General features: G+C 66.9%; 16 protein-coding genes and 1 pseudogene. 11 read left to right on the top strand and 6 right to left on the bottom strand.

Features of this window, described 5'->3' with window-relative positions; all coding sequences use genetic code 11:
* The first annotated feature begins 144 nt into the window (after positions 1-144).
* The gene (locus FAZ69_RS24830) at positions 145-582 is read left to right on the top strand and encodes a hypothetical protein (protein ID WP_136897748.1); all 438 of its coding nucleotides are present in this window, start codon (positions 145-147) and stop codon (positions 580-582) included.
* A 23-nt stretch (positions 583-605) separates the two neighbouring features.
* On the opposite strand, the gene FAZ69_RS24825 is transcribed toward FAZ69_RS24830, so the two are convergent.
* A complete protein-coding gene (locus tag FAZ69_RS24825) occupies positions 606-1451 on the bottom strand; it encodes an aldo/keto reductase (protein ID WP_136897747.1) in 846 nt (281 codons plus the stop codon).
* Between the two features lie 172 nt (positions 1452-1623).
* Between FAZ69_RS24825 and FAZ69_RS24820 the strand changes: the two genes are divergently transcribed.
* Positions 1624-2370: a GntR family transcriptional regulator gene (locus FAZ69_RS24820; protein ID WP_136897746.1), complete on the top strand. Its 747-nt coding sequence runs from the start codon at positions 1624-1626 to the stop codon at positions 2368-2370.
* A gap of 184 nt (positions 2371-2554) precedes the next feature.
* On the opposite strand, the gene FAZ69_RS24815 is transcribed toward FAZ69_RS24820, so the two are convergent.
* On the bottom strand, positions 2555-3022 hold the full coding sequence (locus tag FAZ69_RS24815) for a FapB/FapC family functional amyloid domain-containing protein (RefSeq protein WP_136897745.1): 468 nt from the start codon (positions 3020-3022) through the stop codon (positions 2555-2557).
* A 309-nt stretch (positions 3023-3331) separates the two neighbouring features.
* Positions 3332-4723 (bottom strand): CoA transferase, encoded by a 1392-nt coding sequence (locus FAZ69_RS24810; RefSeq protein ID WP_136897744.1) that lies wholly within the window; start codon positions 4721-4723, stop codon positions 3332-3334.
* A 154-nt stretch (positions 4724-4877) separates the two neighbouring features.
* Here FAZ69_RS24810 and FAZ69_RS24805 point away from each other — a divergent pair, with 154 nt between their 5' ends.
* Positions 4878-6107, top strand: coding sequence for a citrate synthase (locus tag FAZ69_RS24805; protein ID WP_136897743.1), 1230 nt, complete (start codon positions 4878-4880; stop codon positions 6105-6107).
* A 2-nt stretch (positions 6108-6109) separates the two neighbouring features.
* Here FAZ69_RS24805 and FAZ69_RS24800 read toward each other — a convergent pair whose 3' ends face one another.
* Complete coding sequence (locus FAZ69_RS24800) at positions 6110-6415, bottom strand: DUF2917 domain-containing protein (protein WP_136897742.1); 306 nt, start codon at positions 6413-6415, stop codon at positions 6110-6112.
* 132 nt (positions 6416-6547) lie between these two features.
* Between FAZ69_RS24800 and FAZ69_RS24795 the strand changes: the two genes are divergently transcribed.
* The 5 genes and pseudogenes from FAZ69_RS24795 to FAZ69_RS34260 all read left to right on the top strand — a co-directional run bounded on the left by FAZ69_RS24795 (position 6548) and on the right by FAZ69_RS34260 (position 11738).
* Positions 6548-7993: an aminotransferase-like domain-containing protein gene (locus FAZ69_RS24795; protein ID WP_136897741.1), complete on the top strand. Its 1446-nt coding sequence runs from the start codon at positions 6548-6550 to the stop codon at positions 7991-7993.
* Positions 7994-8209: 216 nt separating this feature from the next.
* Positions 8210-9565, top strand: a complete 1356-nt coding sequence (gene mdtD, locus FAZ69_RS24790) for a multidrug transporter subunit MdtD (protein ID WP_439654799.1) — start codon at positions 8210-8212, stop codon at positions 9563-9565.
* A gap of 211 nt (positions 9566-9776) precedes the next feature.
* Positions 9777-11051, top strand: a complete 1275-nt coding sequence (locus tag FAZ69_RS24785) for an EAL domain-containing protein (protein ID WP_136897739.1) — start codon at positions 9777-9779, stop codon at positions 11049-11051.
* Between the two features lie 138 nt (positions 11052-11189).
* Positions 11190-11545, top strand: a pseudogene (locus tag FAZ69_RS34480) (LytS/YhcK type 5TM receptor domain-containing protein).
* On the top strand, positions 11526-11738 hold the full coding sequence (locus FAZ69_RS34260) for a hypothetical protein (protein ID WP_255451565.1): 213 nt from the start codon (positions 11526-11528) through the stop codon (positions 11736-11738). The pseudogene FAZ69_RS34480 and the gene FAZ69_RS34260 overlap by 20 nt, the downstream one beginning before the upstream one ends.
* Here the strand turns inward: FAZ69_RS34260 and FAZ69_RS24775 are convergent.
* Positions 11700-12110 (bottom strand): pyruvate formate-lyase-activating protein, encoded by a 411-nt coding sequence (locus FAZ69_RS24775; RefSeq protein ID WP_169708754.1) that lies wholly within the window; start codon positions 12108-12110, stop codon positions 11700-11702. The genes FAZ69_RS34260 and FAZ69_RS24775 overlap by 39 nt on opposite strands.
* 281 nt (positions 12111-12391) lie before the next feature.
* On the opposite strand from FAZ69_RS24775, the gene clpP reads away from it, so the two are divergent.
* From clpP to FAZ69_RS24760, 3 genes are all read left to right on the top strand, one after another.
* Positions 12392-13021, top strand: a complete 630-nt coding sequence (gene clpP / locus FAZ69_RS24770; protein ID WP_136897738.1) for an ATP-dependent Clp endopeptidase proteolytic subunit ClpP — start codon at positions 12392-12394, stop codon at positions 13019-13021.
* A 42-nt stretch (positions 13022-13063) separates the two neighbouring features.
* Positions 13064-13390 (top strand): hypothetical protein, encoded by a 327-nt coding sequence (locus FAZ69_RS24765; RefSeq protein ID WP_136897737.1) that lies wholly within the window; start codon positions 13064-13066, stop codon positions 13388-13390.
* 140 nt (positions 13391-13530) lie between these two features.
* On the top strand, positions 13531-14865 hold the full coding sequence (locus FAZ69_RS24760; RefSeq protein ID WP_136897736.1) for an NHL repeat-containing protein: 1335 nt from the start codon (positions 13531-13533) through the stop codon (positions 14863-14865).
* A 78-nt stretch (positions 14866-14943) separates the two neighbouring features.
* On the opposite strand, the gene sodB is transcribed toward FAZ69_RS24760, so the two are convergent.
* Complete coding sequence (gene sodB, locus FAZ69_RS24755; RefSeq protein WP_136897735.1) at positions 14944-15525, bottom strand: superoxide dismutase [Fe]; 582 nt, start codon at positions 15523-15525, stop codon at positions 14944-14946.
* Positions 15526-15565 lie beyond the last annotated feature (40 nt).

Raw genomic sequence — 15565 nt, 5'->3', positions numbered from 1 at the left:
CCGGCGTCTGTCTGTGCGCTGGCGAACCCTCGCACAGGAACCAAATCGTCGCGTGCTCCTCTATCGAATTCGACATTCGATTCGACCGCTGATGGCCCGGAGCAAGCGCTGAAGCGCTAACTGCGGTCGACACAGGAGAACAAGATGAAGCGAAACGTCATCACGCAGGCAAGGCGCACGGCAAACGCCCTGTTCGCCGCCGCAGCGCTCGCGACGGTTTCCCAGGCCTACGCGCAGCAACCAGTCGCCGATCAACCCCACGCCGACCCCTCTTTCTCTGCCTACTCGCTTTCCCAGCTCTGCCAGCAGAAAACCGACAACGTCGCGCAAGGCCAATGCGTGGGCGCGGTGCGCGGCATCATCCACGGCTATCAATACGGGGTGCTGTTCCTCGGCCAGCGCGCCACCGTGCCGCCCAACGCCGTGCAGCAAGTCTCCCTGTGCCTGGCCGGCACGCCGGTGGCGGCGATCGTCGACGAGTTCGTCGCCGATACGCACACAGTCAACGACGACGCGCTCAAGCGCACCCCCGCCGAAGTCGCCGTGCTCGGCTCAGTCCATATGCATCACGCGTGCAATTGACAAGCTAGCGCGCCGGGCGCCGCTCACAGCATTTCCAGCGGGTGCTTGCCGCGCGGCGGCTTGAAATAGCCGTCGATGGCCGCGAGCTCATCCGCGCTGAACCGCAGATCGAGCGCGCGACGGTTCTCGCGCACATGCTCGACGCTCCCCGCCTTCGGGATCGCGAACACGTCCGGCTGCGTCAGCACCCACGCCAGCGCGATGTGAACCACCGACACGCCGCGCGCCCGCGCGATCTCGTCGAGCGGCGTGCGGTTCGGCAAACGAGCATGATCGACCGGGCTGTAGGCCATCGCCGGCATCTTGCGCGCGGCGAGCCACGGCAGCAGGTCGAATTCCGGTCCGCGCCGCGCGACGTTGTAGAGAATCTGGTTCGTCGCGCACGCCTCGCCGCCGCGCGCGGAGACGAGCTCCTCCATATCGCCGGTGTCGAAGTTGCTCACGCCCCAATGGCGGATCTTGCCTGCGCGGCGCAACGCCTCGAAGCCTTCGATCGTCTCGGCGAGCGGCACGCCGCCGCGCCAGTGCAGCAAGTACAAGTCGAGCCGGTCGGTCTTCAGGCGCTCGAGGCTCGCCTCGCAGGCCGCGACGACGCCGCGCCGGCTCGCATTGTGCGGATAGACCTTGCTCACGAGGAACACCTGCTCGCGCAGGCCCGCGAGCGCCTCGCCGACGAGCTCCTCGGTCGCGCCGTCGCCGTACATTTCAGCGGTATCGATGACGGTCATGCCGAGCTCGATGCCTTCGCGCAGCGCGGCAATCTCCGCGGCGCGGCGCGAAGCCCGCTCGCCCATCTCCCAGGTACCCTGTCCGAGCTTGGCGATGCGCTCGCCGCCGGGCAGGCTGACATAGGCTTGATCGTTGGTCATGGCGTTTCCTTGGCGGTGTGCGCGTGCTCGATCGCGCGCAAGATTCGTGCTGCGGATGGCGCCGAGTGTAGCGCCACGCGCGCCGATCGATCGTATCGGAGGGCAAAAACCGGCTATAACGCGGCGCGCCAATGTCTTAGAATTGCCGCTTGCCCTTTGTCTCACTCCCTCCATGAACTCAAGCACGGAAGACCGCTGGCGCGATCTGCGCCCGGACCCGGACAACGACACGCCGCTCTATCTGCAACTCGCCCGCAAGCTCAGCAACGCGATCCACGAGAACCGCTGGAACGCGGGCGAGGCGCTGCCGTCCGAGCGCGTGCTGTCGGAGGCGCTCGGTGTGTCGCGCATCACGGCGCGCAAGGCGATCGCGCTGCTCGTCGAGCAGGGGCTCATCCGCCGCACGCAGGGCGCCGGCAGCTTCATCACGCCGCGCTACGACGATCCGCTCTCACGCCTCTCCAGCTTCAGCGAAATGCTGCGGCGGCGCGGCTTCACGCCAAGCTCGCAGTGGATCTCGCGCGAGATCCAGCCGGCCAATCGGGAGGAAGTGATTCAGCTGGGGCTGTCGCCGGCGGCGGCGGTCACGCGCTTGAAGCGCCTGCGCCTTGCCAACGGCATCGTAATGGCAGTCGAGAACTCGACGCTGCCGTCGTCGGTCGTCCCCGATCCGCAAGCGATCGGCGACTCGCTCTACAGCTATCTCGAGCAGCGCGGGCTCGCGATCGTGCGCGCGCTGCAGCACTTTCGCGCGGTCAATGCGAGCGAGGAAATCGCGCATCAGATGGGCATCGCGCCGCACGACGCGCTGCTCCTGATCACGCGCGTCGGCTACACCGCCGAGCAGCGCGCGATCGAGCTCACCGACACCTACTGCCGCAACGACTACTACGACTTCGTCGCGGAACTGCGCAAGTAGGAGCGATGGCGGCGGCGCGAGCGTGCAGACGCGCGCTGCCTGACGATCAGGGCGACGCACGGCGCCCCATAGACGACGCCCGCGGTCAGCCAGGCGGAGTACGACCAGAAGTGTTCGATCATGTCGGCACGCGCTGCGCCACGCTCGCTGCGCCTCGCGAAGCGAGCGTGGCGTTTGTTTCATGTCAGTGGATGATGAAGCCGTTGTACTGCGCGTTGGCCACGCCGGCGGCAAGATTCAAGCCGACATTGCCCGACACGCCCGAAAGCGCCCCTGCCCCAAGCGTGGCATTGCCGCCGCCGGTGAGATGCACGGCCGCGGCCACGGTCTGAGTCGACGAGATATCGGCGGCGGGCGTATCGATCAGCGCGATCTGATTGGCCTGCGCGTTGAGCGCGCCAGCCGCGACGTTGACGCCCACGTTGCCGCTCACCTTCTGCATCGCGTCGGCGCCGATCGACGCGTCGAGCGCGGCCCCCTGCGATGAACGGATGGTGGCCGAGCCGCCGACGCTTTGCGTCGAGGTCAGCTTGGCGGAGCCGAAGACGGTGCTCAGGTCCGGATCGGGAGAAGCGCCGTGGCCCGCCGCGAGCGCGGGCAGCACGGCGATCGCGAACGAACACACGGCGACAGCCAGAGGATGGGTTTTCATTGCGTAGCTCCTGAGGAATCAGGATGGGCCGACTAGCTCTGCATGGGACCGGAGTCAGTGCTGAAGCACTGACTTCAGTCGACAACTTTGGACAGCTACGCAGGATTACGGCGACGCTCGGCGAAAGTTGAGGAAAGGATGCCCCTCCTCCGCCATGCGCACAAAAAACGGGATCCGCCGCAATGCCTGTTGCAGCAACGTATGCGCCGGTCCCGCTGTTTTTATAAAAAAATCATACGCCGCGCGGTCGCGATAAGCATGTCCTTCACCGCCCCCGCCAGCCGCCAGAGTCTCGCCGCCTGCCGCCTTCTACGCCAGCCAGCGCGCCTCGTCGGTCCCGATCGGCACCGGCGGGCGGCCGAAGCACGACGGGGTTTCGGAAAGCCGCTCGGCGGGCGACGTCCCGAGCACCTTGCCGAACGGCGATTCGACGGTCTCCAGGCAATCGCGCACGTCGTCGAACATAACGTCCGGCACGCGCTGACCGCCCTCGATCTGCCCGAGCGATTGCAGCCAGCGCCCGGTCTGCGCGAGCGACACCCGCACATGCCAGCTGCCGCCCTCGGTGGCTCGCCGCGCGAGCGCCGCCATCGCGCCGAACGCGGCGAGATAGCCGGTGGCGTGATCGAGCGCCTGGCACGGCAGGTGCCGCGGGCTCGCTGCCTGCGCGGCCTGCGTCTCGTTCCAGGCGATGCCGCTCGCCGATTGCACGAGGCTGTCGAAGCCGCGCCGGTTGGCCCATGGCCCCGTATGTCCGTACGCGCAAATCGACACGTAGACGATGCCGGGCCGCACGCGCGCCAGCTCCTCCGGCGCGAAGCCGCGCGCCGCCAGCGCGCCCGGGCGGTAGGACTGGAGGAACACGTCGGCGCCGGCGGCGAGCGCACGCAGCGTCGCGCATCCGTCGGCGTGGCGCAGGTCGACGGTGGCCGAGCGCTTGCCGCGCCCGTTGTCGATGACGAGCGGCGCGATGTTGGGCAGATGCGGGCCGTTCACGAGCAGCACCTGCGCGCCGTGCTGCGCGAGCGCGCGCCCCGCCACCGGCCCGGCGATGATGCGCGAGAGATCCAGCACGCGCGCGCCGGAGAGCGGCCGCTCGCTGCCGCTGCCGACGGGCTCGGGCGGCGCATCGCCGATCCGCTCGATCTGGAACAGCGGCAAGCCGGCGATCGCAGCCGCCTGCTCGAGCGCGGCCCATTCGCGCGGCGCGCGGATCAGCGCCGCGCACAGCCCCGCGTCGCCGAGCGTCTGGTCGAGCGCCGCGCCGTTCCAGCCGCGGATCGCTTCGGCGACCGCCTGCCGGTCGTTCGCACAGCCGAGCACCTTGAGCACGCCATCGCGGTGATGCTCGAAATTCGTATGAAGCTGAATCCAGCGCCCGTCGCGTGTTTCGTAGAAACCGGTCAGCGGGCCGCGTAGCTCGGGCGCGGGGCCGTCGTTCACGCGCAAATAACGCTCGCTGCGAAACGCGGCGAGCGCGCGGCGCATCGAAATATCGACACGCTGCCGGCGCCCCGTGCGCGAGCGGAAGCATTCGGCGGCGGCAAGCGCCATCGCGCCGATCGTCGCCGACGCCAGCGTGCCGACGCGATAGAGGGACGGCAGGCCGGGATCGTCGCCGTCGATGGCGATCGAGTCGAGGGCGGCCGGATCGCATTCGGCAAGCGACCAGAGATGTTCGAGAGCGATAAGCGGAGTCATTTTCGGCGGAGACGTTGGCTGGGCAGGTGAGACGAGTCTAGAATCGGCACATCGCCCGATCAATCTTGATTCAAATAATCAATATATATCGATTTATTTGAATTCCCGCCCCGAACCATGCGCACGCTCGTATAAACCGCAAGGAAGCCGACCGATGTCCAGCCATCTGACCGCCGCCGAAGCCGCCGAGGCGCTCGGCATCAGCCTGCCGACGCTCTACGCCTACGTGAGCCGCGGCATGCTGCGCTCGTCGCCCGATGCGCACGGCAAGCGGCGGCTCTACGACGCCGACGAAGTGCGCCGCCTCGCCCGCCGCAAGGAGGACGGCAAGCGCGCGGGCAAGGTCGCGCAGAAAGTGCTCGACTGGGGCGTGCCGGTGCTCGAATCGCGAATCACGCTCGTCGCCGGCGGACGCCTCTTCTATCGCGGACACGATGCGATCGAGCTGGCCAGGAGCGCGACGCTCGAAGAGACCGCGGCGCTGCTCTGGGAATGCAGCCCGCGCCGGATCGCCGCGGCGCCGGCCGCGCCGATCACGGGCGCGCAATGGGCGGCGTGGCTGAAGCTGTGGGGAGAAAGCGCGCCGCTAGAGCGCGCGCTCGTGCTGCTGCCGGCGGCTGCCGCGCAGATGCCGCGCGTCTGGGCGCTCGGCCGCGACGCGCAGCTCGATGCCGCTTGCATGCTGATGCGACTGTTGGCGGCCGCGATGATTTCGGCGGCCCCGGCCAGCGAGCCGCTGCACCGCCAGCTCGCCGCCGCCTGGGGCGTGCGCAACCGGCGGCACGCCGATTTGCTGCGCGCGGCGCTCGTCGTCTGCGCCGATCACGAGCTGAACCCGTCGACCTTCACCGTCCGCTGCATCACGTCGACGGGCACGCATCTGTTCGGCGCGGTGGCGGGCGGTCTCGCCGCGCTGGCGGGACCGCGCCACGGCGGCGAGACCGCCCGCGTCACGGCGTTTTTCGAGGAGGCGGCGCGCTCCGGCGACATCGACCGCCATCTGGCCGCCCGCCTCGCCCGCGACGACGACGGCACGCACCGTCATCGCCTGTCGGGCTTCGGGCATCCGCTGTATCCGCACGGCGATCCGCGTGCACGGCTCTTGCTCGACGGCCTCGCCGAGCACGCGGGGACGCGCCCGGCGATGGCCGAGGTCGAGGCGATCGCCCGCGCCGTGCGCGACACGACGGGGCTCCCGCCCAACATCGACTTCGCGCTGGCTTCGCTCGAGCGCGTGCTGGCGTTGCCGGCCGGCGCGGCCTTCACGCTCTTCGCGCTCGGCCGCGTGACCGGCTGGATCGCGCACGCGATGGAGCAGACCACGGATGGCGGCCTGATCCGGCCGCGCGCGCGTTACGTCGGCGTGCATCCGGCGACGGACTGACGTCAGGCCAGGTTCAGCCAGCGCGGCATCCAGTTGCGCACGGCCGGTGCGACAGCGGCAGCCACGCCGCGTCCCGCGCTCGCGAACGCCAGCGAAAACCGCGCGCCGCCGCGTCCGGCGCTGACCCAGGCCCGCGCGCCTTCCGGCAGCGCGAACCGTTCGCCGGCGGCGAGCCAATAGTCCTCGGAATCGCCTTCGACCGTCAGCCAGATTTCCCCTTCGGTCACCGTGAGCACGCCCGGCCGGTCGATCTGCCAGGCGGTCGCCGGCTCGCCGTACTCGAGCTCGAAAGTTCGGATCTCGCGCATCGCAACTCTCCTTCGAAAAGCATTTTGGTTGGCTTCATTATTGGTTTACCCTAGCTAGAATCACATGCACAGTTCCGAACAGTTTCATTGAAACTGTTCAGTTGAATTACCAGACAGTGAGGTAACACCGCCATGAAGCTCGATCTCGAACTCGACCGTGAAAGCGGAGTGCCGCTCATCGACCAGATCGTTGCCGGCGTGCAGGGCTGGATTCGCGCGAAGAACGTCCACGCGGGGACGAAGCTGCCGTCGATCAGGCAGTTCGCGGCCGACTACGGCGTGAGCCGCTTCCCTGTCATCGAGGCCTACGACCGGCTCGTCTCGCTCGGCTACGTCGAATCGCGGCACGGCTCGGGCTTCTACGTGTCGAGCCGCACGCCCGCCGCCGACGACTGCCAGGGCGCCTCCGATCCTCGGCGCGCCGAAGAAGAATCGATGCACGTCCTTCAGGAGTTCAACCACCCGGGCCAGCACCTGAAGCTGGGCGGCGGCTTCATTCCGGAGGCCTGGCGCGACATCGACGGCCTCGCGCAGGCGATCCGCCAGGTCTCGCGCACCGATCCGTCGAGCATGATCGACTACGCGACACCGCTCGGCCACCCCGCCCTGCGCGAGCACCTGAGCGCGCGCAGCGCGCAGCTCGGCATCCAGGCGGGCGTCTCACAGATCCTCCTCACCTGCGGCGCGAGCCAGGCGCTCGATCTCGTGATCCGCTACATGCTGAAGGACGGCGACACGATGTTCGTCGAGGACCCCGGCTACTACAACCTGTTCGGGCTCCTGAAGCTGCACGGAGTAAACGTCGTCGGCATTCCGCGCACCGTCAACGGGCCGGATCTCGACGTGCTGCAGGCGCAGCTCAAGCGCCACCGGCCGCGCCTGTTCTTCATCAACACCGTGTTTCACAATCCGACCGGCACGACGGTCACGCCGCCCGTCGCGTTCCGTCTCCTGCAGCTCGCACGCGAACACGGCTTCACGATTGTCGAAGACGACATCTACGCCGACTTCCAGGCCGAGCCGACCGACCGGCTCGCGACGCTCGACCAGCTCGAGCAGGTGATCTATATCGGCGGGTTGTCGAAGACGATGTCGTCGTCGCTGCGGATCGGCTACATCGCGGCGCACCCCAAGGTCATCAAGGATCTCGCCGACATCAAGACGCTCACGAGCATCAGCGGCTCGCTCTTTGCGGAAAGCGTCGCGCTCGCGCTGCTCGAGCGCGGCGCCTACCGCAAGTATCTCGACCGCCTGCGCCGGCGCATCGGCGACGCGCTCGGCGCGACCGTCCAGACGCTCGAGGCGTATGGCTGGGAGCTGTTCGCGAAGCCGCTCGGAGGCAAGTTCGTGTGGGCGCGCGTGCCGCAGATCGACGATTCGCAGGAGCTCGTCGCATGCGGCGCGGCCTGCAGCGTCACCGTCGCGCCGGGCAGCTACTTCCGGCCGCACGCGGAACCCTGCCCATGGATCCGCATCAACAGCGCCTACACGAACGATCCGCGCGCCCGCGCGTTCTTCGCTGGCGCGGTGCAGCTCGAGCCAAAGCGTGACATCGCGACGGCGGACCAGGGCCTGTAATTAAGTATGAAGTGAACAGGCCCTAGAATAGCGGGCGTCGCTTTCCCCAACCGGTTCACCACGCCGCGCATCGCCCATCGCCTCCGGCTTCTCTCGATCGGCGGATACGGCGCCTCACTCATGTCCAATCCGCCGACCACCGCCGACCGCCCCGCCCGCACCTACACCAAACAGTCGCTGAACGTGCTGCTGTGGCTCGTCGCCACCGGCTTCTTCATGCAGACGCTCGACTCGACGATCGTCAACACGGCGCTGCCGTCGATGGCGCGAAGCCTCGGCGAATCGCCGCTCAGGATGCAATCGGTGGTGATCGCGTACTCACTGACGATGGCGGTGATGATCCCCGTGTCGGGCTGGCTCGCTGACAAGCTCGGCATCAAGCGCGTCTTCTTCAGCGCGATCCTGATCTTCGCGCTCGGCTCGCTCTTGTGCGCGAACGCGCACACGCTCTCGCAGCTCGTCGCATGGCGCGTGGTGCAGGGCGTGGGCGGCGCGATGCTGCTGCCGGTCGGGCGGCTCGCCGTGCTGCGGGTATTTCCGGCCGAGCGGTATCTGTCGGCATTGTCGTTCGTCGCGATTCCCGGCCTGATCGGCCCGCTCATCGGCCCCACGCTCGGCGGCTGGCTGGTCAAGATCGCATCGTGGCACTGGATCTTCCTGATCAACGTGCCGGTCGGGGTGCTCGGCTGCATTGCGACCTTCGTCTACATGCCCGACGCGAAGAATCCCGACACCGCCCGCTTCGACCTCAAGGGCTACCTGCTGCTCACGGTCGGCATGGTGGCGATCACGTTCTCGCTCGACGGCCTCGCCGACCTCGGCATGCAGCACGCGACGGTGCTCGTGCTGCTGATCCTGAGCCTCGCGTGCTTCGTCGCGTACGGGCTGCACGCCGTGCGCGCGGAGCGCCCGATCTTCCCGCTCGATCTCTTCAAGATCCACACCTTCAGCGTGGGTCTGCTCGGCAACCTGTTCGCGCGGATCGGCAGCGGCGCGATGCCGTACCTGATCCCGCTACTCCTGCAAGTGAGCCTCGGCTACAGCGCGTTCGAAGCGGGACTCATGATGCTGCCGGTCGCGGCGGCCGGCATGTTCTCGAAGCGGCTCGTCACGCGGCTCATCACGAAGCACGGCTATCGCAAGGTGCTCGTCGTGAACACCGTGCTCGTGGGCCTTGCAATGGCGAGCTTCTTGCTGACGAGCATCCATCAGCCGATGTGGCTGCGGCTCGTGCAGCTGGCGATCTTCGGCAGCGTCAACTCGATGCAGTTCACGGCGATGAACACGCTCACGCTGAAGGACCTCGGCACGGGCGGCGCGAGCAGCGGCAACAGCCTGTTCTCGCTCGTGCAGATGCTGTCGATGAGCCTCGGCGTGACGGTGGCCGGCGCGCTGCTCGCCACCTTCACCGGGCTCGTCCCGCACGCGAGCACGGCCAACCCGCTGCCGGCGTTCCATGCGACGTTCCTGTGCGTGGGGATCATCACGTCGGGCTCGGCCTGGATCTTCGCGCAACTGGCGCCGGATATCCGGACCACGGCGAAGAAGACGGATCCGTCGGAGCGGACCTGAGGCGAGCGGCGGCCGGCCGCCGCGCGGCAAGGCGCCGGATCGACCCGCGGCAGGGCACGCCCCGCACTATCGCTGTGCATTCAATCGCGCTAAAACGTGCCCTGCTCCGTCCGACTCGTTCTGTGTCCCGCGCATGCTTCTTGCGTGCCGATCCGATAAACTTTGAGCCTGCGTATCCCGAAATCGGCACTGCCTCACCCCACGACCGACCATGAGCATGATCGAACTCGATCCCCCCGGCTTCCAGCCGCCGCGCCCGATGGCCGGCGACGAAGGCGCCCGGCGCACCATCCTGTATGGCGGCTACACCGTGTTCAGCGTGTTCCAGCCGGTGTTCTCGGTGTCGCACCGGCGCGCGATCGGCTATCACGCGTCGCTGCGCGCGCACGACGAGCAGGAGCAGCACGCGCCGTCGCACGAGGTGTTCACGCAGGCGGCGCGCCGCGGCGACCTGCTGGAGCTGGGACGGCTCGCCGAATCGCTGCACCTGGGCAACTTCAATGCGTTCGACAGCCACGACGAGTGGCTCTTCCTGAGCCTGCACCCGGCCGCGCTGATGGACACGAGCTACGGCGACGCCCTGCTCGCCGGCCTCAAGGCGCTCGGCCTGCCGCCGCAGCGCGTGGTGCTGGAGGTGCCCGAGCAGGCCGGCGGCGAAACCCCGCGCTTCGCCGCGATCGTCGACGGGCTGCGCAAGTCGGGCTTTTTGATCGCGCTCGGCGGGTTCGGCGCGAAGCACTCGAACATCGACCGCGTCTGGCACCTGCACCCCGACATCGTCACGCTCGACCGCTGCATCCTCGCGCAGGCGAGCGAGCACTCGCATATCGAGCGCGTGCTGCCGGGCCTGGTGTCGCTGCTGCACGAATCCGGGCAGCTGGTGCTGATGGGCGGCCTCACGACCGAGCGCGACGCGCTGATCGCGCTCGAATGCGATGTCGACTTCGTGCAAGGCACCTTTTTCGCCGGACCGAGCGTCGACCCGGTCAAGCCGGCGGCCGCGGCGAGCGTGATGGACGAGCTCTCGGCGGCGCTGCGCAAGCGCGTCGCCGCTCGCGAGCGTTCGCAAAGCGCGAGGCTCGCGCCCTATGTCAGCGCGCTCGAAGACGCGAGCGCGCGCATCGTGGCGGGCGAGGACGTCGCGCACGCGGCGGCGCCGCTCCTCGCGCTCGCCGAGACGGCGCGCTGCTTCCTGCTCGACGCATCGGGCCGGCAGATCGGCGACAACGTCGTGCCGCCGGGACGCGTCTCGCGGCGCGCCAAGCGCTTCTCGCCGCTCCTGCACTCGGAAGGCGCGAGCTGGGAGCGCCGTCCCTACTTCATCGAGGCGATGCGCGCGCCGGGCCGCGCACATCTGACCGCGCCGTATCTGTCGATCAACGAGGCGCACCTGTGCGTGACGGCATCGATCGCGGCGCAGACCGCGCACGGCCTGCAGGTGCTCTGCGCCGACATCAACTGGGAAGCGGCCGTGCATCGCGGCTGAGCCCCCTGCCGCACGCCACCGCGGCCTGACCTGCCTCAATCGGGCGGCCTTCAAGCCGTTTACATCCGACAAATTCAGACCTGCGTCTACCTGGTCATCGCCTACCTGTTCACGCGCACGCGGCTGTTCCTGCCGTTCATGCACATCAGCGTGCGCCTGCCGCACCGCATCGCCTGCTATGTGGTGTTCTCGCTCTTCTGCATCATGGGCACCTACCTCGGGCTCGACATCGACAACTCGATCGCCAACACGCGCGCGATCGGCGCAGTGCTCGGCGGCACGCTAGGGGGCCGCTCGTCGGCTTCGCTGTCGGGCTGACGGGCGGGCTGCACCGCTACTCGATCGGCGGACCGACGGCGTTCGCGGGCATGGTGTCGACGGTCGTCGAGGGGCTGATCGGCAATCGAGCATCTTCTCGGCGCGCGCGCCGAAGGCGCGCTGCGCGGCGGCCTCGACACGGCGAACGCGACGCGCGTGGCGCGCATCGTCTATGAGGAGACCGGCGTCGGCGCGGTCACGATCACCGATCGCGGCAAAGTGCTCGCCTTCATCGGCATCGGCGACGATCACCATCTCGCGGGCACGCCGATCACCTCGCTGCAGACGATCGAGGCAAGCGTGGGGGGCGGCGTGTTGGCGAGCGTGTACTCACGATCGAGCGCCTCCCATTTGTGTGCGCCCATTTGATGGAACGGCAGGACATCGACCCGTTGAACGAGCGGGCCGAGCTCGGCAAGAAAATCGGCGAGAATCGGCGAGACGCGCGATATCGCCGGCGTCGTCGGTCAAACCCGGGACCAGCACGTAACGAATCCACATCGGCTTATCGAGGCGCACGAGACGGCGCGCAAAATCGAGCGTCGGCGCGAGCTCACAACTCGTGATCTGGCGATAGCGCTCCGGGGCGATGTGCTTGATGTCGAGCAGCACGAGATCGACGGCGTCGAACCAGCTGCTGCTGACGTTGCGGGCAAGATAGCCTTGCGTGTCGAGCGCGGTGTGAAGACCGTAGCCGTCATGCAGGCGGGAAAGCAGGGCCCCGGCGAACTCCGGCTGCATCAGCGGTTCGCCGCCGGCCTCTCTCCACAGCGCGGCTGCCGTGCACGAAGAGATTAGTTGAAAGGTTTCGAACGGCGAATGGCGTTAGCCAGAGACGTCACTCCACGTAATAGATTTGAAAGATCCGGCGTGATTTGAATCGAGAATGCGCCATGCGCGTTTCGATTTTTATTGGGCTTCCGCGTAGCTGACACGCGAGGCGCAAAATACTATCTTGTCTGGAGCAATCGCCGGAGCGTCCCACCCTGAACCGGCGGTTCGAAACCACAGCGAGGAGCGTCATGCAGCCATACAGCCAGCTCGTGCCGACCGTCATCGAACAATCGGGCCGCGGCGAGCGCGCCTTCGACATCTACTCGCGCCTATTGCGCGAGCGCATCGTGTTCCTCGTCGGGCCGGTGGAAGAAGAGACCGCGAGCCTGATCGTCGCGCAGATGCTGTTCCTGGAATCGGAGAACCCCGACAAGGACATTTACTTCTACATCAACTCGCCGGGCGGCTCGGTCTACGACGGCCTCGCGATCTACGACACGATGCAGTTCATCAAGCCCGACGTATCGACGCTATGCACGGGCTTTGCCGCGAGCATGGGCACGTTCCTGCTCGCGGCCGGCGCAAAGGGCAAGCGCTTCGCGCTGCCGAACGCGCGCATCATGATCCACCAGCCGTCGGGCGGCAGCCAGGGCACGGCCGCCGACGTCGAGATCCAGGCGAAGGAAGTGCTGTTCCTGCGCGAACGCCTGAACAAGGTGCTCGCCGAGCGCACGGGCCAGAGCGCCGAGCAGATCGCGAAGGATACCGATCGCGACAACTTCATGTCGGCCGCGGCGGCCAAGGAATATGGATTGATCGACGACGTGCTGACCGAGCGCAGCACGCTTGCCGTCACGGCGAGCCGCAACCTGCTCTGACCGGTTCCGATCCGCTCGTTCGCAAGCCAGGAAGGCGAAGCGATGATCAACCACTCGCGCAGCTTCGGCCGCGAGGTGCAGACGCTGCTGCCGCTCGACAGCGTCCGGCTGACGACCATCGAGCAAACGATGCGCGAGCTGCTGAACGCGCACGATCGAGATCGACTTGCGCGACAGCCTCGGCGATGCGCACGAGCTGAAGCCGGTGCAGGCGGAGAAAGGCGTGCTGTGGTGAAGCGTCGGCGCCACAGCCGCGTTGGAAGCGATTTCGACGCGGCACGAGATCTGTCGTGCGGGGTATCACATGACGTCATTTCCGTCGAAATAAGACGAGCATCTGTGGCATCGTTTGCGCAAACGTTTGCATAACAAAGTAATCAAGTTTTCCGCCCGACTGCCGTAAATCGACCTGAGCGAGCGCCGGGGCTTCAAGCAAATACGGTCGCAATGGCGAAAAGAATTCGGCTTTGCTCGACAACGAACCCAAGAACAGTCCTCGAGAAAAGCAGATGACAAGACTTGCAGCCACCCGCCTGCGCCAGACGACCATCGCGTCGCTGTGCCTGTTCCTCGCCGCCTGCGGCGGGAGCGACAATTCACAACAAGCCACCAGCCACACGATCAGCGGCACCCTTTCCGCGCTCGACAGCGGTCTGTCGATCAAAGTGCTCAACAACAGTGCCGATACGCTGACGCTGACGGCCAACGGCTCCTTCAGCTTCGCCACGCCGGTCGCGACCAACAACGCCTATGCCGTCACGGTGGGCACGCAGCCGCTGTGGCAGAACTGCTCGGTGACCAACGGCAGCGGCACCGCCACCGCCGACGTGACGAATGTGGCGATCTCGTGTGCTTTCCCGTCGGCGCTCGTGGTGACATGGGCGGGCTCCACCACGTCCGGCTCGACCAACGGCACCGGCACCGCTGCGTCGTTCAACAGTCCGACTCACGTGGCGCTCGACGCAAGCGGCAACGTCTACGTGGGCGATTGGGGCAACAGCCTGATTCGCAAGATCACACCGGCGGGCGTAGTGAGCACCCTGGCCGGCTCCGCCGGGGTAGCCGGCTCGGCCGACGGCACCGGCACCGCCGCGACGTTCAATAAACCGGAAGGCGTAGCGGTCGACGCGAGCGGCAACGTTTACGTGGGCGATCGATCCAACAACGAGATCCGCGTGATCACGCCGGCAGGGGTAGTCAGCACACTGGCGGGTTCCACCACGTCTGGCTCGGCCAACGGCACGGGCAGCGCCGCGTCGTTCAACACCCCGAGCGGCGTCGCGGTCGACACGAGCGGCAACGTCTACGTGGCCGATGCCTTCAACAACGAAATCCGCAAGATCACGTCGGCTGGGGTGGTCAGCACACTGGCTGGCAGCACGACGAGCGGTTCGACCGACGGCACCGGCTCCGCCGCGTCGTTCAAGACTCCGTACGGCGTGGCGGTCGATTCGAGCGGCAACGTCTACGTGGCCGATACCTTCAACAACGAAATCCGCAAGATCACGTCGGCTGGGGTGGTCAGCACGCTGGCTGGCAGCACGACGAGCGGCTCAGCCGACGGCACCGGCTCCGCCGCGTCGTTCAATCATCCGTACGACGTGGCGCTCGACGGGAGCGGCAACATCTACGTGGCCGATGGCGGCAACAACGAAATCCGCAAGATCACGCCGGCGGGAGTGGTCACCACACTGGCGGGTTCCACCACGTCTGGCTCGGCTGACGGCACGGGCACCGCCGCGTCGTTCAACTTTCCGTTCGGCGTGGCGGCCAGGTCGAACGGCTTCGTCTACGTGGGCGATGCCAGCAACAACGAGATCCGTGTGATCACGCCCGCGCCGTAAGCGGGATCTGCGATTGCGGAAATTCGAGCGAAAAAAAGCCCTCAGACGAGGGCTTTTTTGTGACGAAACAGCCGGCGCTTACGCGCCGAAATTCTTCGCAGCGAAGTCCCAGTTCACGATGTTCCAGAACGCTTCGACAAACTTCGGACGCGCATTGCGGTAGTCGATGTAGTAAGCGTGTTCCCACACGTCGATCGTGAGGAGCGGCTTCGCGTCGGTCGTGAGCGGCGTGGCGGCGTTGCTGGTCGAGACCAGGTCGAGCGAGCCGTCCGCCTTCTTCACGAGCCATGCCCAGCCCGAGCCGAACGTGCCCACTGCCGTCGCCGTGAACGCTTCCTTGAACTTGTCGTAGGAGCCCCACTTCGCGTTGATCGCATCGCCGAGCGCGCCGGCCGGTGCGCCGCCGCCTTGCGGGGAGACGCTGTTCCAGAAGAACGTGTGATTCCAGATCTGCGCGGAATTGTTGAAGATGCCGCCCGACGACTTCTTCACGATCTCTTCGAGCGACAGGTTCTCGAACTCGGTGCCCGGAATCAGCTTGTTCAGGTTGGTCACATAAGTCTGATGATGCTTGCCGTAGTGAAACTCGAGCGTCTCTTCCGACATGTGCGGGGCGAGGGCATTCTTCGCGTACGGCAGCGGCGGGAGCGTATGTTCCATGATGCTGTTCCTTCTTTCGAGTGTGGGGGATTGGCGACTG

This window comes from Trinickia terrae, from assembly GCF_005144415.1.
Taxonomy (GTDB): Bacteria; Pseudomonadota; Gammaproteobacteria; order Burkholderiales; family Burkholderiaceae; genus Trinickia_A; species Trinickia_A terrae.
Note: the sequence above shows the minus strand (reverse complement) of the source record. Positions and strands in the feature narration are given on the sequence as shown.